The organism is Streptomyces sp. NBC_00582, assembly GCF_036345155.1.
Lineage (GTDB): Bacteria > Actinomycetota > Actinomycetes > Streptomycetales > Streptomycetaceae > Streptomyces.
This window is the reverse complement of sequence record NZ_CP107772.1, coordinates 3,125,989-3,143,615: the sequence shown is the minus strand read 5'-3', so window position 1 is coordinate 3,143,615 and position 17,627 is coordinate 3,125,989. Positions and strand designations below refer to the sequence as shown.

Annotated in this window: 14 protein-coding genes, 1 pseudogene and 1 riboswitch; of the genes and pseudogenes, 9 read left to right on the top strand and 6 right to left on the bottom strand. The window is 73.2% G+C overall.

The window, feature by feature from the left end:
- Positions 1–142 precede the first annotated feature (142 nt).
- Positions 143–298, top strand: a riboswitch (cobalamin riboswitch).
- Positions 299–334: 36 nt separating this feature from the next.
- Both OG852_RS13565 and OG852_RS13560 read left to right on the top strand, forming a co-directional pair.
- Positions 335–556 carry a CbtB domain-containing protein gene (locus tag OG852_RS13565; RefSeq protein ID WP_133914120.1) on the top strand — a complete coding sequence of 74 codons (222 nt, stop codon included), beginning with the start codon at positions 335–337 and terminating at the stop codon, positions 554–556.
- 19 nt (positions 557–575) lie between these two features.
- Positions 576–1,334: a CbtA family protein gene (locus OG852_RS13560; protein WP_330348055.1), complete on the top strand. Its 759-nt coding sequence runs from the start codon at positions 576–578 to the stop codon at positions 1,332–1,334.
- Between the two features lie 46 nt (positions 1,335–1,380).
- Here the strand turns inward: OG852_RS13560 and OG852_RS13555 are convergent, their stop codons facing one another.
- The 3 genes from OG852_RS13555 to OG852_RS13545 all read right to left on the bottom strand — a co-directional run bounded on the left by OG852_RS13555 (position 1,381) and on the right by OG852_RS13545 (position 4,873).
- A complete protein-coding gene (locus tag OG852_RS13555; RefSeq protein WP_330348054.1) occupies positions 1,381–1,959 on the bottom strand; it encodes a histidine phosphatase family protein in 579 nt (192 codons plus the stop codon).
- A gap of 257 nt (positions 1,960–2,216) precedes the next feature.
- Entirely contained in the window at positions 2,217–4,403 is a 2,187-nt protein-coding gene (gene katG / locus OG852_RS13550; protein ID WP_330348053.1) for a catalase/peroxidase HPI, read from the bottom strand.
- 26 nt (positions 4,404–4,429) lie between these two features.
- Positions 4,430–4,873, bottom strand: a complete 444-nt coding sequence (locus OG852_RS13545; protein WP_133914124.1) for a Fur family transcriptional regulator — start codon at positions 4,871–4,873, stop codon at positions 4,430–4,432.
- A 212-nt stretch (positions 4,874–5,085) separates the two neighbouring features.
- Here OG852_RS13545 and OG852_RS13540 point away from each other — a divergent pair, with 212 nt between their 5' ends.
- A complete protein-coding gene (locus OG852_RS13540) occupies positions 5,086–5,721 on the top strand; it encodes a TetR/AcrR family transcriptional regulator (RefSeq protein ID WP_330348052.1) in 636 nt (211 codons plus the stop codon).
- A 163-nt stretch (positions 5,722–5,884) separates the two neighbouring features.
- The gene (locus tag OG852_RS13535) at positions 5,885–7,498 is read left to right on the top strand and encodes an MFS transporter (RefSeq protein WP_330348051.1); all 1,614 of its coding nucleotides are present in this window, start codon (positions 5,885–5,887) and stop codon (positions 7,496–7,498) included.
- 322 nt (positions 7,499–7,820) lie between these two features.
- Here OG852_RS13535 and OG852_RS13530 read toward each other — a convergent pair whose 3' ends face one another.
- Both OG852_RS13530 and OG852_RS13525 read right to left on the bottom strand, forming a co-directional pair.
- Entirely contained in the window at positions 7,821–10,973 is a 3,153-nt protein-coding gene (locus OG852_RS13530; RefSeq protein ID WP_330348050.1) for an FAD-binding and (Fe-S)-binding domain-containing protein, read from the bottom strand.
- A gap of 648 nt (positions 10,974–11,621) precedes the next feature.
- Positions 11,622–12,113, bottom strand: a pseudogene (locus OG852_RS13525) (MarR family winged helix-turn-helix transcriptional regulator); the annotation flags it as partial.
- 113 nt (positions 12,114–12,226) lie between these two features.
- Between OG852_RS13525 and OG852_RS13520 the strand changes: the two are divergent.
- Positions 12,227–12,742: a YceI family protein gene (locus tag OG852_RS13520; protein ID WP_330348049.1), complete on the top strand. Its 516-nt coding sequence runs from the start codon at positions 12,227–12,229 to the stop codon at positions 12,740–12,742.
- A gap of 12 nt (positions 12,743–12,754) precedes the next feature.
- On the opposite strand, the gene OG852_RS13515 is transcribed toward OG852_RS13520, so the two are convergent.
- Complete coding sequence (locus OG852_RS13515) at positions 12,755–14,491, bottom strand: hypothetical protein (RefSeq protein ID WP_443064525.1); 1,737 nt, start codon at positions 14,489–14,491, stop codon at positions 12,755–12,757.
- A gap of 192 nt (positions 14,492–14,683) precedes the next feature.
- Here OG852_RS13515 and OG852_RS13510 point away from each other — a divergent pair, with 192 nt between their 5' ends.
- From OG852_RS13510 to OG852_RS13495, 4 genes are all read left to right on the top strand, one after another.
- Positions 14,684–15,064: a cell division protein SepF gene (locus tag OG852_RS13510; protein ID WP_133914129.1), complete on the top strand. Its 381-nt coding sequence runs from the start codon at positions 14,684–14,686 to the stop codon at positions 15,062–15,064.
- 401 nt (positions 15,065–15,465) lie between these two features.
- Positions 15,466–16,548, top strand: coding sequence for an ATP-binding protein (locus tag OG852_RS13505; RefSeq protein WP_330351442.1), 1,083 nt, complete (start codon positions 15,466–15,468; stop codon positions 16,546–16,548).
- Complete coding sequence (locus tag OG852_RS13500) at positions 16,545–16,871, top strand: nucleotide pyrophosphohydrolase (protein ID WP_133914130.1); 327 nt, start codon at positions 16,545–16,547, stop codon at positions 16,869–16,871. Before OG852_RS13505 ends, OG852_RS13500 begins: the two co-directional genes overlap by 4 nt.
- Positions 16,872–17,084: 213 nt before the next feature.
- Positions 17,085–17,594: a DUF6099 family protein gene (locus OG852_RS13495; RefSeq protein WP_330348048.1), complete on the top strand. Its 510-nt coding sequence runs from the start codon at positions 17,085–17,087 to the stop codon at positions 17,592–17,594.
- The last annotated feature ends 33 nt before the right edge of the window (positions 17,595–17,627 follow it).

The window sequence follows — 17,627 nt, the reverse complement described above, 5'->3', positions numbered from 1 at the left end:
CGTGCGACGGCGTACGGTCGACTCCGACCAGACCATGGCGTCGGCCAGTTCGCCATGGCCGGCCCGGCCGTTGCGGGAGAGGACCTCGGACGGACCGGCCGAGGACGGGAGAGCAGGATCACGTCGGGCCATGCGGTATTGGCCAGTTCGGCCGGGCAGGGTACCTTCACTCTGATATCGACGACGGAAACACGGAAGCCGGTGGAAATCCGGCACGGTCGCGCCACTGTGAACGGTGCGTTCCCTTCTCGGGGGGCGGGCCGCGAGTCAGACCCGGGGCCGTCGTCCTGTGCACCACCGAGATGGGACGCGAACTCCCAGAGGAGGCCCTGCCATGGCGCAGCACGTCGCCCAGCCGACCACCGCCGCACCCGCCGTTCCCGCCAAGCTGCCGCTGAGGGACATCGCCCCCTGGGCGGTCTTCTTCGGCATCCTGATGCTGGTCCTGCTGTACTTCGTCGGCGCCGAACAGGGCGCCACCTCCGTCGTCTCCGGCGAGGGAGTCCACGAGTGGGTGCACGACGCCCGCCACCTGCTCGGCTTCCCCTGCCACTGACGAGGGACGCCGCACCGCAATGAACTCCGCAACCGTGCGAAACCTTCTGGTGCGGGGCATGCTCGCCGGCCTCGCGGCCGGCGTGCTCGCCCTCGTCGTCGCCTACTTCCTGGGCGAACCGAACGTCGACAGCGCCATCGGCTTCGAGGAGTCCCACGCCCCCGCCCACGAGCACGAGGTCGAACTCGTCTCCCGCTCCCTGCAGTCCACCGCCGGTCTCGCCACCGGCGTCCTGGTCTACGGAGTCGCCTTCGGCGGTATCGCCGCCCTCGCCTACTGCTTCGCCCTCGGCCGCGTCGGCCGCTTCGGCCCGCGGGCCACGGCGCTGCTGCTCTCGGGGGCCGCGCTGATCGCCGTGTACGTGGTGCCGTTCCTGAAGTACCCCGCCAACCCGCCCGCGGTCGGCGACCACGACACCATCGCCAAGCGCACCATCCTGTTCTTCCTGATGATGCTGCTCGGCGTGCTCCTCGCGATCGCCGCGGTGATCGCCGGCAAGCGGCTCGCGCCGAGGCTCGGCACCTGGTACGCCACCGTCGTCGCCGTGCTCGGCTTCGTCGCCCTGATCGGTCTGGCGTACGCGTTCCTGCCCGCGGTCAACGAGGTCCCGGCGGACTTCCCGGCGACCCTGCTGTGGCGGTTCCGCCTCTCCACCCTCGCCCTGCAGATCACGCTGTGGACGGGCTTCGGCCTGGTCTTCGGCGAAATGGCCGAACGGCTCCTTGACCCCAGGCCCGCGAAGGCACCGGCGAGGGCGGCGGTGACCGTCCCGCAGTGAACCGACCCGCATGACGACAGGCCCCCGGATCCGTCCGGGGGCCCTGTCATGCGGCGGCCGGGTCCAGCGGCTGCCCGAGCCGCAGGTTCCACCGGCCGTCCCGCCCGCTGACCGAGGTGACGCTCAGCGGAGGCACGTCCAGCCGCCAGAACGCCGCCGTCGGCGCGCCGAGCACCCGCACCACCACGGCCCGTACGATCTCCGGCTCCACCACCGCGATCGTGTGACCCTCCGTCTCGCGCGCCGTGTCCAGCCAGCGGCCCACCCGTGCGCACAGGTCGGTGACGGACTCCCCGCCGTGCGGCGCCGCGTCCGGGTCGGCCAGCCAGCGGCCCACCTCCTGCGGCTCGGCCGCGCCGACCTCGTCGAGCGTCAGGCCCCGCCAGCGCCCCATGTCCAGCCCCGCCAGCCGCTCCTCCCCGACCGCGTCGAGACCGAGGGCGGCCGCCGTCTCCCGGCAGCGCGCGCTGGGGGAGACCAGGACCCGCACCGCCGGGCGCAGGGATCCCGCGGCGGCCCGCGCCCGTGCCTCCCCGCCCGCGTCGAGGGAGCATCCGTCGTCGAAACGGGCCAGGCGCAAGGAGGTGTTCATCGCGGGCGGGACGAAGCTGACACGGCTGGTCACGAGGCGGATCCTCCAGGAGTGGGGAGCGTGCCCAGGAAGCGTATGTGCCGCCGGTCCCCGGGGGCGGGGCGGGTGACGGCGGCACGGACTCCGTACACGTCACACGTCACGAGGAGCCGGTCGCAGTACATCGCGGCCAGATCGGCGTCGTGCGGGGCGACCACACCCCGCCGGACCGGTCGGGCCCCAGCTCGTCCTGATCCGCACACGCCGAAGGGCGCCCGGGGCCTGCCCGGACGCCCTCCGTCGGTTCACCGTCAGATCAGGTCGAAGCGGTCCAGGTTCGAGACCTTGACCCACGCCGCGATGAAGTCGTTCACGAACTTCTCCTTCGCGTCGTCGCTCGCGTAGACCTCGGCGAGGGCGCGCAGCTCGGAGTTGGACCCGAAGACCAGGTCGGCACGGGTGCCGGTCCACTTCAGGTTGCCCGCGTCGTCGCGGCCCTCGAAGGTGTGCTGGTCCTCCGAGGTGGCCTTCCACGTCGTGCCCAGCTCGAGCAGGTTGACGAAGAAGTCGTTGGTCAGGACGCCCGGGGTGTCGGTGAAGACACCGTGCTTGGAGCCGCCGGTGTTGGCGCCGAGGACCCGCAGACCGCCGACGAGGACGGTCGTCTCGGGGGCGCTCAGGGTGAGCAGGTTCGCCTTGTCGAGCAGCAGGTACTCGGCCGGCAGGCGGGTGCCCTTGCCGGTGTAGTTGCGGAAGCCGTCCCAGTACGGCTCCAGCGCGGCGAACGACTCGGCGTCCGTGTGCTCGTCGGTCGCGTCGACACGGCCCGGCGTGAAGGGGACCTCCACGTCGAAGCCGGCGTCCTTCGCGGCCTTCTCGATCGCCGCGGCACCGCCGAGGACGATCAGGTCGGCCACGGAGACCTTCTTGGCACCGGTGTTGAACTCGGCCTGGACGCCCTCGATGACGGTGAGGACGTGACGGAGCTGGTCGGGGTCGTTGGCCTCCCAGCCGCGCTGGGGCTCCAGGCGGATGCGGGCGCCGTTGGCACCGCCGCGCTTGTCGCTGCCGCGGAAGGTGGAGGCGGACGCCCAGGCGGTGGACACCAGCTGGGAGACCGTCAGACCCGAGGCGAGCAGCTTGGCCTTGAGGGCCGCGATGTCGGCCGCGTCGATGGGCTCGCCCTCGGCCTCCGGCAGCGGGTCCTGCCACAGCAGGGTCTCCTCCGGGACCTCGGGGCCGAGGTACAGCGACTTCGGGCCCATGTCACGGTGGGTCAGCTTGAACCAGGCGCGGGCGAACGCGTCGGCGAACTCGGCCGGGTTCTCGTAGAAGCGGCGCGAGATCTGCTCGTAGACCGGGTCGAAACGCAGCGACAGGTCGGTGGTGAGCATGGTCGGCAGGTGCTTCTTCGACGGGTCGTGCGCGTCGGGGATGATCGCCTCGGCGTCCTTGGCGACCCACTGCTTGGCGCCGGCCGGGGACTCGGTCAGCTCGTACTCGTACTCGAACAGGTTCTTGAAGAACCCGTTGCTCCACCGGGTCGGCGTGGCGGTCCAGGTGACCTCCAGGCCGGAGGTGATGGCGTCGCCACCCTTGCCGGAGCCGTAGGTGCTCGCCCAGCCGAGGCCCTGCGCCTCGATCGGGGCGGCCTCGGGCTCGGCGCCGACGTGGTCCGCCGGGCCGGCGCCGTGGGTCTTGCCGAAGGTGTGGCCACCGGCGATGAGGGCGACGGTCTCCTCGTCGTTCATCGCCATGCGCCGGAAGGTCTCACGGATGTCGCGGGCCGCGGCGATCGGGTCCGGGTTGCCGTTGGGGCCCTCGGGGTTGACGTAGATGAGGCCCATCTGGACGGCGCCGAGCGGGCTCTCCAGGTTGCGGTCGCCGGTGTAGCGCTGGTCGTCCAGCCACACCTTCTCGGGACCCCAGTAGACGTCCTCCTCGGCCTCCCAGACGTCGGCGCGGCCGCCGCCGAAGCCGAAGGTCTCGAAGCCCATCTGCTCCAGGGCCACGTTGCCGGTGAGGACCATCAGGTCGGCCCAGGACAGCGCCTGGCCGTACTTCTTCTTCACGGGCCACAGCAGACGGCGGGCCTTGTCCAGGTTGCCGTTGTCCGGCCAGCTGTTCAGCGGCGCGAAGCGCTGCTGACCGGCGCCGGCGCCGCCGCGGCCGTCGGAGATGCGGTAGGTGCCGGCGCTGTGCCAGGCCATACGGATCATCAGCGGGCCGTAGTTGCCGAAGTCGGCGGGCCACCAGTCCTGCGACTCGGTCAGTACCGCGGCGATGTCCTGTTTGACGGCCGCCAGGTCGAGGCTGTTGAACGCCTCCGCGTAGTCGAAGTCCTCACCGAGCGGGTTCGCCACCGCCGGGTTCTTGGCGAGGATCTTCAGGTTGAGGCGCTCCGGCCACCACTGGCGGTTGCCGCCGCCCTGGGTGGGGTGTGCCGCACGGTCGTGAGCGACGGGGCACTTCGCCTCGGACGAGGGGGTTTCGGACATAGAGGGTTCCTTCCGAAAGGGGGGATTCAGGGTGTTGCGGTTCCGGCGGTGGAACAGGCGGGGCACAGGCCCCAGTAGATGACCTCGGCCTCGTCGATCGCGAAGCCCCGGTCGTCGGACGCGGTGAGACAGGGGGCGTGCCCGACCGCGCAGTCGACGTCGGCGACGACGCCGCACGAGCGGCACACGAGGTGGTGGTGGTTGTCCCCGACGCGTCCCTCGAACCGCGCCGGGCTGCCGGGCGGCTCGATACGGCGGACGAGTCCGGCCGCGGTCAGCGCGTGCAGCGCCTCGTACACGGCCTGGACGGAGATGTGGCCGACGCGGTCGCGCACTCCGGTCGCGATCGCCTCGACATCGAGGTGATCGCCGCGGCGGACGGTCTCCAGCAGTGCGACGCGGGCGGCCGTCACCCGCAGGCCGGCACCGCGCAGCTCATCGGCGACGGTTCGGGGCTGGGGCGTGGTCATGGGGACAACCTACCGGGCTAAACACGAAGAGTTCAAGAAAACGAGAGTGACAAGTTTGGTGTGTCGTCTCGGGGCTGGTTCGTCCCGATATCGTGGCGTAAGAAGGAGCGGGGGAGTGGTTTCCCCGGGCCCGACGGGGCCGGTGAGTCCCATGGGGGCCGTGCCAGAATGGGCGTCCGCCGTCCGTATTCGAGATCCACCGAGGTTCCACCGTGACCAAGCCCGTGGCCCGCGAGCCGCAGCGCCGAAACTCGCGGTCCAACCGGGCGCGCATCCTCGAGACGGCCCGCCGTGAGCTCGGCCGCAACCCGGACGTCACCCTGGAGGAGCTGGCGCGCGCCTCGGGTGTCGTACGACGCACGCTCTTCGGGCACTTCCCCGGGCGGGCCGCGCTGCTGGAGGCGCTCGCCGAGGAGGCGTCCGAGGCGCTGCGCGGGGTGCTGGAGACCGCGAGCCCGCCCGAGGAGCCGGCCGAGCGGGCGCTCGCGCACTTCATGCGGTGCATCTGGCCCGTCGGCGACCGCTACCGGCTGCTGCTGGCGCTCGCCCGGCGCGATCTGGGCGTGGAGCGCGTCGCCGAGATCCTGGCGCCGGCCAGGGACGAGGTCACGTCGATCCTGGAGCGCGGTCAGCGCGACGGCGTCTTCCACGCCCAGCTTCCGCCCGCCGTGCTGAGCGCCGGTCTGGAGGCGATGCACTTCGCGCTGCTGGAGCAGGTCAACACCGGTGCGCTGGAGGACGACGGCACCCGGATCGCCGTCGTCACCCTCGTCGCTGCCGGGGTGCCGGCGGACCGGGCGAGCGCGGTGGTCGAGGAGACCGCGCCGGACGGGACGGCCGTGGAGTAGCGGCACGCGGGGTGCGGGACGTGCGGAAGGGGGCCCTCCCCGAGGGCCCCCTTCGGCGTTTCCGGCCCCCGCCCACTATTTGCACACCGCTGAGCAATCAACTAGTCTGCACATCAGTGGGTAATTATCCGTCGCCCTCGTCGCCGCCAGGAGTGGGTCCCCGATGCCGTTGTTCGCCAACACCCCCGTGGAGAAGATGACCGGGCCGTACGCGCGGCGCTGGTGGGCTCTTCTCGTCCTCTGCCTGAGTCTGCTGATCGTCGTCATGGCGAACACCTCGCTGATCGTGGCCGCGCCCGACATGACGAAGGACCTGGACCTCTCCAGCAGCGACCTGCAGTGGGTCATCGACGGCTACACCGTCCCGTACGCGGCGCTGATGCTGGTCCTGGGCTCGATCGGCGACAAGTACAGCCGCCGTGGCGCCCTGGTCCTGGGCCTGCTGATCTTCGCGGGCGGCTCGGTGATGGGCAGCCTGGTGGACGGGACCGCCCTGGTGATCACCGCCCGCGCGATCATGGGCGTCGGCGCCGCCGTGGTCATGCCGGCCACGCTCTCGCTGCTGGTCGCGATGTTCCCCAAGCGGGAGCGGGCCCGGGCCATCACGGCCTGGACCGCCACCTCCGGTCTCGCCATCGCGGTGGGCCCGCTGGTCGCCGGCTGGCTGCTGGAGGACCACGCCTGGGGCTCCACCTTCCTGATCAACGTCCCCATCGCGGTCGTCGCCGTCCTCGGCGCCCTCACCCTGGTCCCGCCGTCGAAGGCGGCGGGCATGGGCCGGATCGACTACGTCGGCGGACTCCTGTCGATCCTCTCGGTCGGCTCCCTGGTGTACGCCACGATCGAGGGCCCGCACTTCGGCTGGGGCACCGGCCCGATCACCGCGGCCGTGGTGGCCGGCGTGGGCCTGGTGGCCTTCGTCGCCTGGGAGCTGCGCCACCCGCACCCCATGCTGGACGTGCGCAGGTTCGCCCGACGGCCGTTCAGCGGGTCGATGCTCGCGGTGCTGTTCTTCTTCTTCGGCACCTTCGGCTCGATCTACTACGCGACCCAGTACCTGCAGTTCGTCCTCGGCTACGACGCGCTGGAGACCGGCGTACGTCTCCTGCCGCTGGCCGGTGCGGTGTTCGCCGGCGCGGCGGCCACCGGGCGGCTCACCCCGAAGCTCGGCATGAAGCCCATGGTGGTGGCCGGCATGGCCCTCGGCAGCGTGGGCGTCTTCCTGCTCACCCGCGTCGGAACCGGCTCCACCTACACGGACTTCCTGCCCTCGCTGCTGCTGCTCGGCTTCGCGATCGGGCTGAGCGTCTCCCCGGCCACCGACACGATCATGGGCTCCTTCCCCGAGTCGGAGCTGGGCGTCGGCGGCGGCGCCAACGACACCGCGCTGGAACTGGGCGGCTCCCTCGGTATCGCCGTGCTCGGCTCGCTGCTGGGCACCGCCTACCGTGACCGGCTGACCGACCTGGTCGGCGGTCACCTCCCGGCCACCGCCCTGGACGCGGCGAAGGACTCGGTGGGCGGTGGCATCGCGGTCGCCGAGCAGATCGCCCGGGACCCGGCCGGCGGCTCCCAGCAGGCCCAGGCCCTGCTCGACGCCGTCCACGAGGCCTTCGCCCACAGCGTCGCCCAGACCAGCCTCATCGGCGGCATCGTCATGGCCGCCGGCACACTGATCGTCCTCGCGGTCCTGCCGGGCCGCAGGGCAGCCGGCGCGGACCGCGGCCAGGACGCGGCGCGGACCGAACAGGTGCGGGAGACGGCGGCCGCGCGGTAGACAACGGCACCCTCGGGAATCGGTGGCCGCGCGGTAGACGACGGCACCCTTGGGAATCGGTGGCCGCGTGGTAGGCGACGGCACCCTTGGGAATCGGTGGCCGCGCGGTAGACGACGGCACCCTCGGGAATCGGTGGCCGCGCGGTAGACGACGGCACCCTCGGGAAGGGTGGCCGCACACCGGGCGACGGCACCCTCGGGAAGGGTGGCCGCACACCGGGCGACGGCACCCTTCGGGAATCGGCGGCCGCACACCGGGCGACAGCACTCCGAGGACTCCGAAGGGGGCCGGGCACCCTGCCCGGCCCCCTTCGCGCACCCCTCACTCCCGCAGCAGCCTGCGCACCACCCCCGCCGCCCCGGCCACGGCACCGCCCAGCGCCAGCCCCGCCCCGGCCATGGCGAGCCCCCTGGCCACCGCCCCCGGCGGAGCGGGCCGCACACCCGGCCCGAGCCCGTGGACCGAACCGCCGAAACCGTCACCGGGGGCACCCCCGTTCCGCGGCAGCCCGCTCGCCAGCAGCTCCGCCAGGTGGACCGCCTCATGGCCGCCGCTGTCCAGTTCGTGGATCTGGGTGCGGCAACTGAAGCCGTCGGCGAGGACGGGCGTCTCCGGGGCGGCCCCACGCAGGCGGGGGAGCAGGACGCGTTCCGCGCAGGCACGGCTGACGTCCAGATGCCCGCGGGCGAAGCCGAAGTTGCCGGCGAGACCGCAGCAGCCGGAGTCGAGCCGCTCGGCGTCGACCCCGGCCCGGCGCAGGAGTTCCCGGTCGGCGTCCCAGCCCAGCACCGCGTGCTGATGGCAGTGCACCTGCGCGAGCGCGTGCGCCGCGTGGGCCGGGACCCGCGGCGGCTCGTAGCCGGGGCTGTGCTCGGTGAGCAGTTCCGCGAGCGTCACCGTCCGGTCGCGCAGCCGCCGTACGTCGTGGTCGCCGGGGAAGAGCTCGGGCGCGTCCGAACGGAACACGGCCGTACAGCTCGGCTCCAGGCCGACCACCAGCCCGCCGTCGCGCACATGCCCGGCGAGATGGCCGACGGTACGCGTCAACACCCTGCGGGCGAAGGCCAGTTGTCCGGTCGAGATCCAGGTCAGCCCGCAGCACAGCGGCTCGGTGGGCAGGATCACCCGCCAGCCCGCGGCCTCCAGGACCCGTACGGCCGCGCGGCCGAGGTGCGGATGGAAGTGGTTGGTGAAGGTGTCCGGCCAGAGCAGCACCGTGCCGCGCGCGCCGTCGCCGTACGGCTCATGGCGGCCGTACCACTGCTGGAGGGTCTCCGGGGCGAACAGCGGGATCTCCCGGTCCGCCACCCCGGCCACGGCGATCGCGGCCCGCGCCGTCGGCGGGGTATGGGTGAGGGCGTTGACGAGCGGGCCCAGCCGGGCGCGGCCGACGCCCTGCGCGAGGACCGGCAGCCAGCCCATCGACCAGTCCGACAGCGGCCTGCGCCAGGGGCGGCCCGCGAAGTGGTGGGCGAGGAACTCCGCCTTGTACGTGGCCATGTCGACATCGGCCGGGCAGTCCGACCGGCACCCCTTGCAGGCCAGGCACAGATCGAGCGCGTCCCGCACCGCCTCCGACCGCCAGCCGTCCCCCACGGGGCCGTCGCCGTGCCCGTCGAGCATCTCGAACAGCAGCCGCGCCCGCCCGCGCGTGGAGTGCTCCTCCTCCCGCGTGACCTGGTAGGACGGGCACATCACCGCACCGCCGTCGGTGGTGTGCTGCCGGCACTTCCCCACGCCCACGCACCGGTTGGCGGCCTGGGCGAACGAGCCGCCGTCGTGCGGGAAGCGGAAGTACAGGTCCTGCGGGTCGTACGGCGCCCAGTGGCTGCCGAGCCGAAGGTTCTCGTCGAGACGGTACGGCGCCACGACCTTCCCGGGGTTCATCCGGTCCTCGGGGTCGAAGACGGCCTTGAGCCGGCCGAACACCTCCACGATCCGCGGGCCGAACATCCTCGGCAGCAGCTCGCCCCGGCTCTGCCCGTCGCCGTGCTCACCGGAGAGGGAGCCGCCGAACTCGGCCACCACATCGGCGGCCTGCCGCATGAACCGAGCGTAGGCGGCCACACCCTCGGCGGTGTACAGGTCGAAGGGAATCCGGGTGTGCACACAGCCCTGCCCGAAGTGCCCGTACAGACTGGGCCCGGTGTCGCTGAGGTAGCCGAACTCCTCGAAGAGCGCCCGGAGTCGGCGCAGATAGTCGCCGAGCCGTTCGGGCGGCACCGCCGAGTCCTCCCAGCCCTCGAAGGTGTCCGGGCGGTCCGGGATGTGCGCGGTGGCGCCGAGGCCGGCCTCGCGCACCTGCCACAACTCGTCCTCGCGGGACGGGTCGTCGAGGAACGCGACCTCCGCGTCGTGCTCGCTCTCGTCCAGCCCGTCCAGCATCCGGTGCGCGTGCTCGTCCGCCTCGTCGAGGGTCTCGCCGCCGAACTGCACCATCAAGAAGGCGTTGCCCTCGGGGAGTTGGGAGAGGGCCTTGGCGTTGAGCCGCTTGATCCGCTCGTCCCTGACCAGCCGTGCGTCGACGCCCTCCAGCGCGATGGGTTCGTACGGCAGCACGGTCGGCACCGCGTCCGCGGCCAGGGGGATGTCGGGGAACCCCAGCACCACCAGCGAGCGTGCCCGGACCACGGGCACCAGTTCCAGTTCCGCGCGCACCACCGTCACCAGCGTCGACTCGCTGCCGACCAGCAGCCCGGCCACGTCGAAGCCGTGCTCGGGCAGCAGCGAGTCGAGGTTGTAGCCGGAGACCCGGCGCGGGATCCGCGGGAAACGGTCGCGGATCTCGTCGGCGTGGGTGTCGCGCAGGGCGCGCAGCCGGCGGTACACGGCGGCCCGCAGATCACCCTGCCGTTCGATCTCGGCGTACTCCTCGTCGTCGGTCTCGCCGCACCAGAAGCGGGTGCCGTCGTACAGCAGCACCTCCAGGCGGGCGATGTTGTCGACGACCTTGCCGTGCGCCTGCGCGGTGGCACCGCAGGAGTTGTTGCCGATCATGCCGCCGATCGTGCAGTTGCGATGGGTGGCCGGTTCCGGGCCGAAGCGCAGACCGGTCGGGGCCAGCCGCCGGTTGAGGTCGTCCAGCACGATGCCGGGCTGCACGACACAGGTGCGGGCGTCCGTGTCCACGGACTCCAGCCGGTCGCAGTACTTCGACCAGTCGATCACCACGGCCGTGTTGGTGCACTGCCCCGCCAGACTGGTCCCGCCGCCCCGCGACAGCACCGGCGCGCCGTGCTCGCGGGCCACCGCCACCGCCTCCACGGCCGCCTCGGGGGTGCGCGGGACGACCACGCCGATGGGGGTCTGCCGGAAGTTCGAGGCGTCCGTGGAGTACGCGGCCCGGCTCCCGGCGTCGAAGCGCACCTCCCCGTCCACCCGCGCCCGCAGCGCCGCCGCGAGGGCGTCGGGGTCCACCGGGGGGCCGGGCGGGGGCCGGTGAAGGACGGGATCGGGCAGGTCCTGCACGCCCATGAAAAGCCTCCTCGGGCACCGGCGGCCGACAGGGCCGCACCTCGGGCACGGCAGACGCCGGGTACCCGGCCGACCTGCCCCCAAGCACCCCCGGCCGCACCCTCAACCGGAGGCCCCGACGGCCTCCGCCCCGGTCTCCTCGTCCCTGTCGGCAGAGCCCGCCTGCGGCCCCGCGCCGCCCGCCTGCGGCCCCGCACCCGCCTCCGGCACCGCGCCCGTTTCCGGCCCGGCGCCCACCTCCGCGCCTGCCCCCGCCTCCGCGCCCGCCCCCGGCCCCGCGCCCGCCCCCGGCCCCGCGCCCACCTCCGGCCCCGCACCCGCCTCCGGCACCACGCCAGTTTCCGGCCCGGCGCCCGCCTCCGCGCCCGCCCCCGGCCCCGCGCCCGCCCCCGGCCCCGCGCCCACCTCCGGCCCCGCACCCGCCTCCGGCACCACGCCAGTTTCCGGCCCGGCGCCCGCCTCCGCGCCCGCCCCCGGCCCCGCGCCCGCCCCCTGCCCCGCGCCCGCCTGCGGCCCCGCGCCCACCTCCGGCCCCGCGCCCGCCCCCGGCCCCGCGCCCACCTCCGGCCCCGCGCCCGCCTCCGGCACCACGCCCGTTTCCGGCCCGGCGCCCGCCTCCGCCCCCGCCCCCGGCCCCGCGTCCGCCTCCGGCTCCGCACCGGTCTCCCGGACCAGCCCGCTCATCGCCGCGCACTGTTCGGGACCCATGACCTGCGCCAGCGCGGCGGTGACCGTCCCGGCGAGGGCGCCGGAGGCCTCCCACAGGAGGGTGCGGGCCTTGTCGGTGAGGGCGATCGCCACGCCCCGCTTGTCGCCGCAGACCGCTCTGCGGGTGACCAGGCCGGCGTGCTGGAGGCAGGCCACCTGGTAGGTCAGCCGGGTCTTGGGGCGGCCCAGCAGCTCGGCGACCCGCGTCATGCGCAGGCCCTCCTCGGGGTGCTCCGCCAGCAGGCACAGGATCAGGAACTCGTCGTGCGAGACGTCCAGCCGCTCCTTCACCACCGCCCGCAGCCGCTGCTCCACGGCTCCCGTCGCGGCGAGCAGCACCATCCAGGCGCGCAGCTCGGGCGGCAGCAGCCCGGTGCCCCGGGCGGACGGGCACTGCGGCAGGTCGGGGGTGTGCTCCTCGGGGTCGGCCATGCATCGAGTGTAACCGTGGTCCAATTTTGGACGACGGGGGTTGTTCAGTTTTGGATAGTCGGCTAGCGTGCGGGTCATCCAAATTTGAATCACCTCTTGGACAGGAAAAGACCATGACCGTCGCCGTGGAAACCGGACTCTGGCAGCTCGACACCGGCGCCTCCGCCGTCGCACTGAAGCACAAGACGATGTGGGGCCTGGTGACCGTGAAGGGCGCCTTCGGCGCCCTGCGCGGCGGGGGAGAGGTGGCGGCCGACGGCTCCGCCGGCGGCACGCTCACCCTGGACGTGGCCTCCCTCGACACGAAGAACGCCAAGCGCGACGAGCACCTGCGCGGCGCCGACTTCTTCGACGCCGCGAACCACCCCGAGATCACCTACGTCGTGCGGTCCGCCGAGCTGCGCGGCGCCGACTCGGTCCAGGTGTCCGGTCAGCTCACCGTGCGCGGCATCAGCCGGCCGCACTCCTTCACCGCGAAGCTGACCGGCGCGAGCGCCGACGCCCTCACCCTGGAGGCGGAGTTCACCGTCGACCGGGCCGAGTTCGGCCTGGGCTGGAACCAACTCGGCATGATCAAGGGCCTGACGACGGTCACCGGCACGCTCCGCTTCACCCGCGTGACGGCCTGACGAACCATCACCTCACGGGCGAGTCCGCAGCGCGGTGCCCACGTCCGCGCTCGACAGCGTCTGCGGATCCGCCGTGAAGGCCCGCAGCCGGATCCGCACGCTCGGCCGGGGAAGGTGGAACCTCTTTCTGGGCGGCCGGAGTTCATAGCTCACCGTGGTGTGGGCGGGCAGGGTGCGCGGTCCCGCGACCACGATCCAGTACGGGTCCATGCCCTGGCCGGTGGTGAGGGTGAAGTGCGGACTCAGCGCACTGCCACCGGAGTTGGTGACCCGCACGGTCATCAGCGTCACGGTGGTCGCCGAGGGGCGCCGGACCGCCGTCACCCGCATCCGCAGCGGGGGCGACCCGGTGGCCGCCGCCGTCGCGCTCGCCAGGGCGGGCAGCAGCACCAGCACCGCCGCGGCGACCCGGGCCGGACGCCGCCCCGGACCCACCAGCGGCCGGGGCCTCGGCTGCCACGCGCCGGCGAACTCCGGCAACGGCGCGGTGACCGCGGACGCCAGCCACAGCGGCGTCATCATCAGGTAGTAGCCGTCCTGGGAACGCGTCGCCAGGAAGAACGCGCACCAGGGCAGCACGGTCGCGGCCGGCCCCAACCGCCGTACGAACAGCACGAACAGCGCCAGCAGCCCCGCCGCCAGCAGCAGACTCGCATGCCCGTACCAGTCGATCCGGTCGCTGCCGTCCGTGAGGTACAGCGAGACGCCGATCAGCCCCTGGCCGTGCAGCACCGCGCCCTGCGTCAGCGGCAGCGCGATCCCCCGCAGCCAGGCCGCCGGCTGCTGCGCCAGGAAGTACGTGTTGATCAGCAGCCACACGGTGGCGGCGACCCCGGTGATCCGCAGCAGCACGCCCGCCGCCGCGCGCGGGCCCAGCTCACCGCGGCGCAGCGCGTAGATCCCGGCCAGCAGGAACGGCACCACGAACCACGACAGCTGCTGGGCGGCGCAGGCCGCGCCGAGGCACGCGGCCCGCGCCACGCCCGCCCGGCCGAGCAGCCCGCCCCGCCCGGTCCGCGGCCAGCGCACCACCGCCGGCAGCAGCAGCGCCAGCGCGAGGATCGCCGGATAGCCCTGCCGCCCGTACATCGGCAGGAACGAGAAACCGAGGCACGCCATGGTCGCGGCCGGCCGCCAGGGCGCGGGCAGCATCCGCCACAGCGTCACCGCGCCCACGAGCAGCGCGCCGGTCGCCGTGGCCGTCGCCGGGGCGCCGCCGTGCCCGAGCCACAGCAGCGGCACGGTGAGCAGGGGGGCGAGCGGGGGATAGCCGTACGTGAAGTCGTAGCCGCCGTACACGGTCGGGGTGAGGGCGACCGTGCCGTGGCCGAACAGCCAGGGCCACGGCCGGTCGTAGACGGGACGCCCCGCGGCGATCTCGTGGGCGGCCTGGGTGGTGAGCACCGCCTCGTCGCCGCCCTGGTGGTACACCGCCCACGCGCACAGCACCAGCACCACGGCGGTGATCAGCACGCACAGGTCGACGCGGGCCAGCGACCGGGCCCGGCGCACGATGAGCGGGAGCACCCCGCAGACCAGGATCGACGCGTAGCAGACCGAGATGACGGCGGCCACGACGACCTTGTGGCTCGCGGCCGTCGACCACACCGAGCGGGTGCCGATGAAGAGACTGGCGGCCGAGAGCAGGGTCAGCACACGGTGCCACTGTGCGGGGGGCTCCGGAAGGGCGGACACCGCCGACAGCGTCCGCCGACCGGGTGTCACCAGCGAGGTTTCTGCCAAGTGCACGGCAAGGGAACATAGTCGCGCTCGGTGAACACGCCGCTGCCTGACGTGAAGATTCCGGTGTGTGCGCGGTAAGAAGCGTCCCTGGGACGTCCGAGGCGGTCGCCGTCCGTGTCGCTGTTGGGCCGAACGGGTGACTTGGCGTAAGAATTGGCTGGTGCAGGCATTGAGTGCGAGTCAGTTCGGGGGGATCCGGTGAACCGGTACGACGTCACCGATGAACAGTGGGAAGGGCTCGCCCAGGTCGTTCCCTTGCGGGGCCGGGACGCCTGGCCGTCGGCGGTGAACCACCGCTCGCTCCCCGACGACGTGACGGAGACCCGGCGGCGCTTCGTCGTGCTGCGGGTCAACGTCTTCGCCGACGCCCGCGAGGTCGCCGAGACCCTGATGGCGGGCATCCCGGTCCTCCTCGACCTCACCAGCGCGGAGACCGACGTGGCCAAACGCGTCCTGGACTTCTCCACGGGAGTCGTCTTCGGCCTCGCCAGCGGCATGCACCGGGTGGACCGCAACGTCTTCCTGCTCACCCCACCGGGCACAGAGGTGAGCGGCCTCATGGAGGGCGCGGGGGTGTAGCGGGACGGCCGCTCGGCGTGCGACCCGGGCGTGCCGGGCGGGCTGTGTCAGCGGCGGGTGGCGGGCCGTGTCAGCGGCGGGTGTCGCTCGATCGTAGGAAGTCGACGGGGCCGGAACGGTTCGCCCGGCGGACGCGGCCCTACCGTCCGCATATGACCGCGCCCCCCGCCTCCACCAGCCCCCACCGCCCCGACGGCACCCCGCTGCCCACCGCCCGCGTCGCTCCCGGGAACACGCCCGCTCCCGGCGGCGCCGGCCGTCCGCAGACGGTGGCTGCCCCCGGCGGTCCCGGCCGCTCCGGCGGCTCGCCCGCTCTCGGCGCCCCCGTCGGCACCCAGGGCACACCTTCGTCCGGCGGTCCCGTTCGGCGGCCGCTGCGGCCCTGTGTGGTCGAGTTACGGATGGGGGCCTTCGCGGGGCATCGGCGGGTGCGGTTGGGGCTGGGGGCGGTGACCGTGCTGGCGGGGCCCAGCGGGAGCGGCAAGACCACGGCGGTACGGGCCTACGAGGCACTGGCGCGGCTCGGCGGCGGGGCCCGGGTCTCGGACGTCTTCCCTGACCCCCTCGCCTGCGTCCCCGAAGGGGCCCGCCCCGACGCCCAGCGCCGCCGCGGCTTCCGGATCGGCTGCACCGCCGACGGCCCCGAGGGCCCCGTCCGCCTCGACGTCGCCGTACAGGCCGAACCCGAGCTGCGGATCGTGGGGGAGCGGCTGAGCACCGACGGGCTGGTGCTGCTGGAGACCGCGCTGCGCGATCCGGGCCGCCGTACGGTGCAGGCCGCCTGGCACACCGGCGGATCCGCCCCCGTCACCCGCGCCCCGCTCCCCGACGACCGCCTCGGCACCGCCCTGCTGCCGCTGCGCGTCGCCGGCAAGACCGACGGACAGCGTCGGGTGCTCGCCGCCGCCGAACAGATGGTCGTCGCCCTCAGGTCCGTCTTCGTCTGCGACCCCCAGCCCGAGTGGATGGGCGCCCCGGTGCCCGTCGGCTCCGGCCGGCTCCTCGCCGGCTGCGACAACCTCGCCGACGTGCTCGGGCGCACCCGCGAGGAGTGCGCCCGCCGCCACGCGCACCTGGTCGCCGCCCTCGACGCCGGCTGCGCCGGACAGGTCGTCGACCTGCGGGCCGAAACCCTGCCCGACGGCACGGTCCGCGCGCTGCTCGACCGCCGCGGCGGCACCGGCACGGAACTGGCCCGGCTCGGCTACGGCGAACTGCGCTACCTCGCCCTCGCCCTGGTCCTCCTCACCGGCCCCGGCGTCCTCGACCTGGACACGGCCGGCGAGGTGCCCTCCGCGATGCAGACGCTCACCCTGCTCTCCGACAACCTCGACCGCGGCCTGGACCCACGCCAGCGCGCGGACCTGCTGCGGCTGGCCGTGCGCATGGCGGAGCGGGGACACATCCGCTGCGTCGGAGCCGTGAGCGACCCGTCGTACGCCGTCCGGACCGAGGGGGTGACGGTGGTACACCTGGGTGTGTGACACACGACCTGGACCTGGCGAAACTCCAGCGCAGACTGGCCGAGTTCGCGGCCGCGCGGAACTGGCAGCCCTTCCACACCCCCAAGAACCTCGCCTCCGCGCTCAGCGTGGAGGCCTCCGAACTCGTCGAGATCTTCCAGTGGCTGACCCCCGAGGAGTCGGCGCGGGTCATGGACGACCCCGAGACCGCCCACCGGGTGACGGACGAGGTCGCCGACGTCCTCGCCTATCTGCTGCAACTGTGCGAGGTGCTCGGCATCGATCCGCTCGCCGCCCTGGACGCGAAGATCGACCGCAACGAACGCAGGTTCCCGGCGCCGTAGACCGTTGCGGGACTCTCACGGTCCGCTTTCACTCTCCGGAGTCATGGCGGGGTCCGAAACCGATTTGTTGTCCACAGATTTCCGTCTTCCTCTGGCTTTTCGCCCCACAGACCTTCACTCTGGGTAGTGGAACGCTCTCTGTGCGCGAGGGCGGTGCGCAAGGGAGTTCGGGCGGACGTGCGTGGAGCACGTCGGAACAGACGGGGGTGGCGCATGGACGCGGTGCGGCTCATCCTGACCAGCAGGCGCGCGCTCGTGGGCAGCGTCGGAGGCGTGGAGATTCTCACGGAGGTGTGGCAGGCCCAGGCCCTGGCGCAGGCGATAGGCAGTCGTCTCGCCGTCTCGGGCCCGCCCGAACTGCGCGGCGAGGCCCTCGGACTGACCGAGTTGGCGGGCCGGGGCTGCGGGGTGCTGGACGCCCCCGACCTCGACCACGCCGACCTGCGCGCCGCACAGCTCACCGCGCTGGACGACGCCCGCGCGGCCCTGCTCGACCTCGGCGGTCTGCTCGGCGAGGTCGGCATCGCCCTCGTCGCCCTCGCCAGCGCGGCGGACGACCAGGGCACGTACTGGCAGTGCATGGAGGCCATCGACGCGGCCGACGAATCCCGGGACCGCGTCCTGGAGATGCTGCGCAAGCTGGCGGCGAGAGAGGAGCGGGAGGACAGGGAGGACAGGGAGGACAGAAGCGAGAAGGAGGGAGTGGTGTTACCGGAGCGGTAGGAAGCGCCGCAGCCCCTTCGGCCGACGTGCAGG

Bases quoted from the DNA above. Each gene is read 5' to 3' on its own strand.
- OG852_RS13565 (WP_133914120.1), top strand. From the start codon at position 335: ATGGCGCAGCACGTCGCCCAGCCGACCACCGCCGCACCCGCCGTTCCC.
- OG852_RS13560 (WP_330348055.1), top strand. From the start codon at position 576: ATGAACTCCGCAACCGTGCGAAACCTTCTGGTGCGGGGCATGCTCGCC.
- katG (WP_330348053.1), bottom strand. From the start codon at position 4,403: ATGTCCGAAACCCCCTCGTCCGAGGCGAAGTGCCCCGTCGCTCACGAC.
- OG852_RS13545 (WP_133914124.1), bottom strand. From the start codon at position 4,873: ATGACCACGCCCCAGCCCCGAACCGTCGCCGATGAGCTGCGCGGTGCC.
- OG852_RS13535 (WP_330348051.1), top strand. From the start codon at position 5,885: ATGCCGTTGTTCGCCAACACCCCCGTGGAGAAGATGACCGGGCCGTAC.
- OG852_RS13530 (WP_330348050.1), bottom strand. From the start codon at position 10,973: ATGGGCGTGCAGGACCTGCCCGATCCCGTCCTTCACCGGCCCCCGCCC.
- OG852_RS13520 (WP_330348049.1), top strand. From the start codon at position 12,227: ATGACCGTCGCCGTGGAAACCGGACTCTGGCAGCTCGACACCGGCGCC.
- OG852_RS13505 (WP_330351442.1), top strand. From the start codon at position 15,466: ATGGGGGCCTTCGCGGGGCATCGGCGGGTGCGGTTGGGGCTGGGGGCG.
- OG852_RS13495 (WP_330348048.1), top strand. From the start codon at position 17,085: ATGGACGCGGTGCGGCTCATCCTGACCAGCAGGCGCGCGCTCGTGGGC.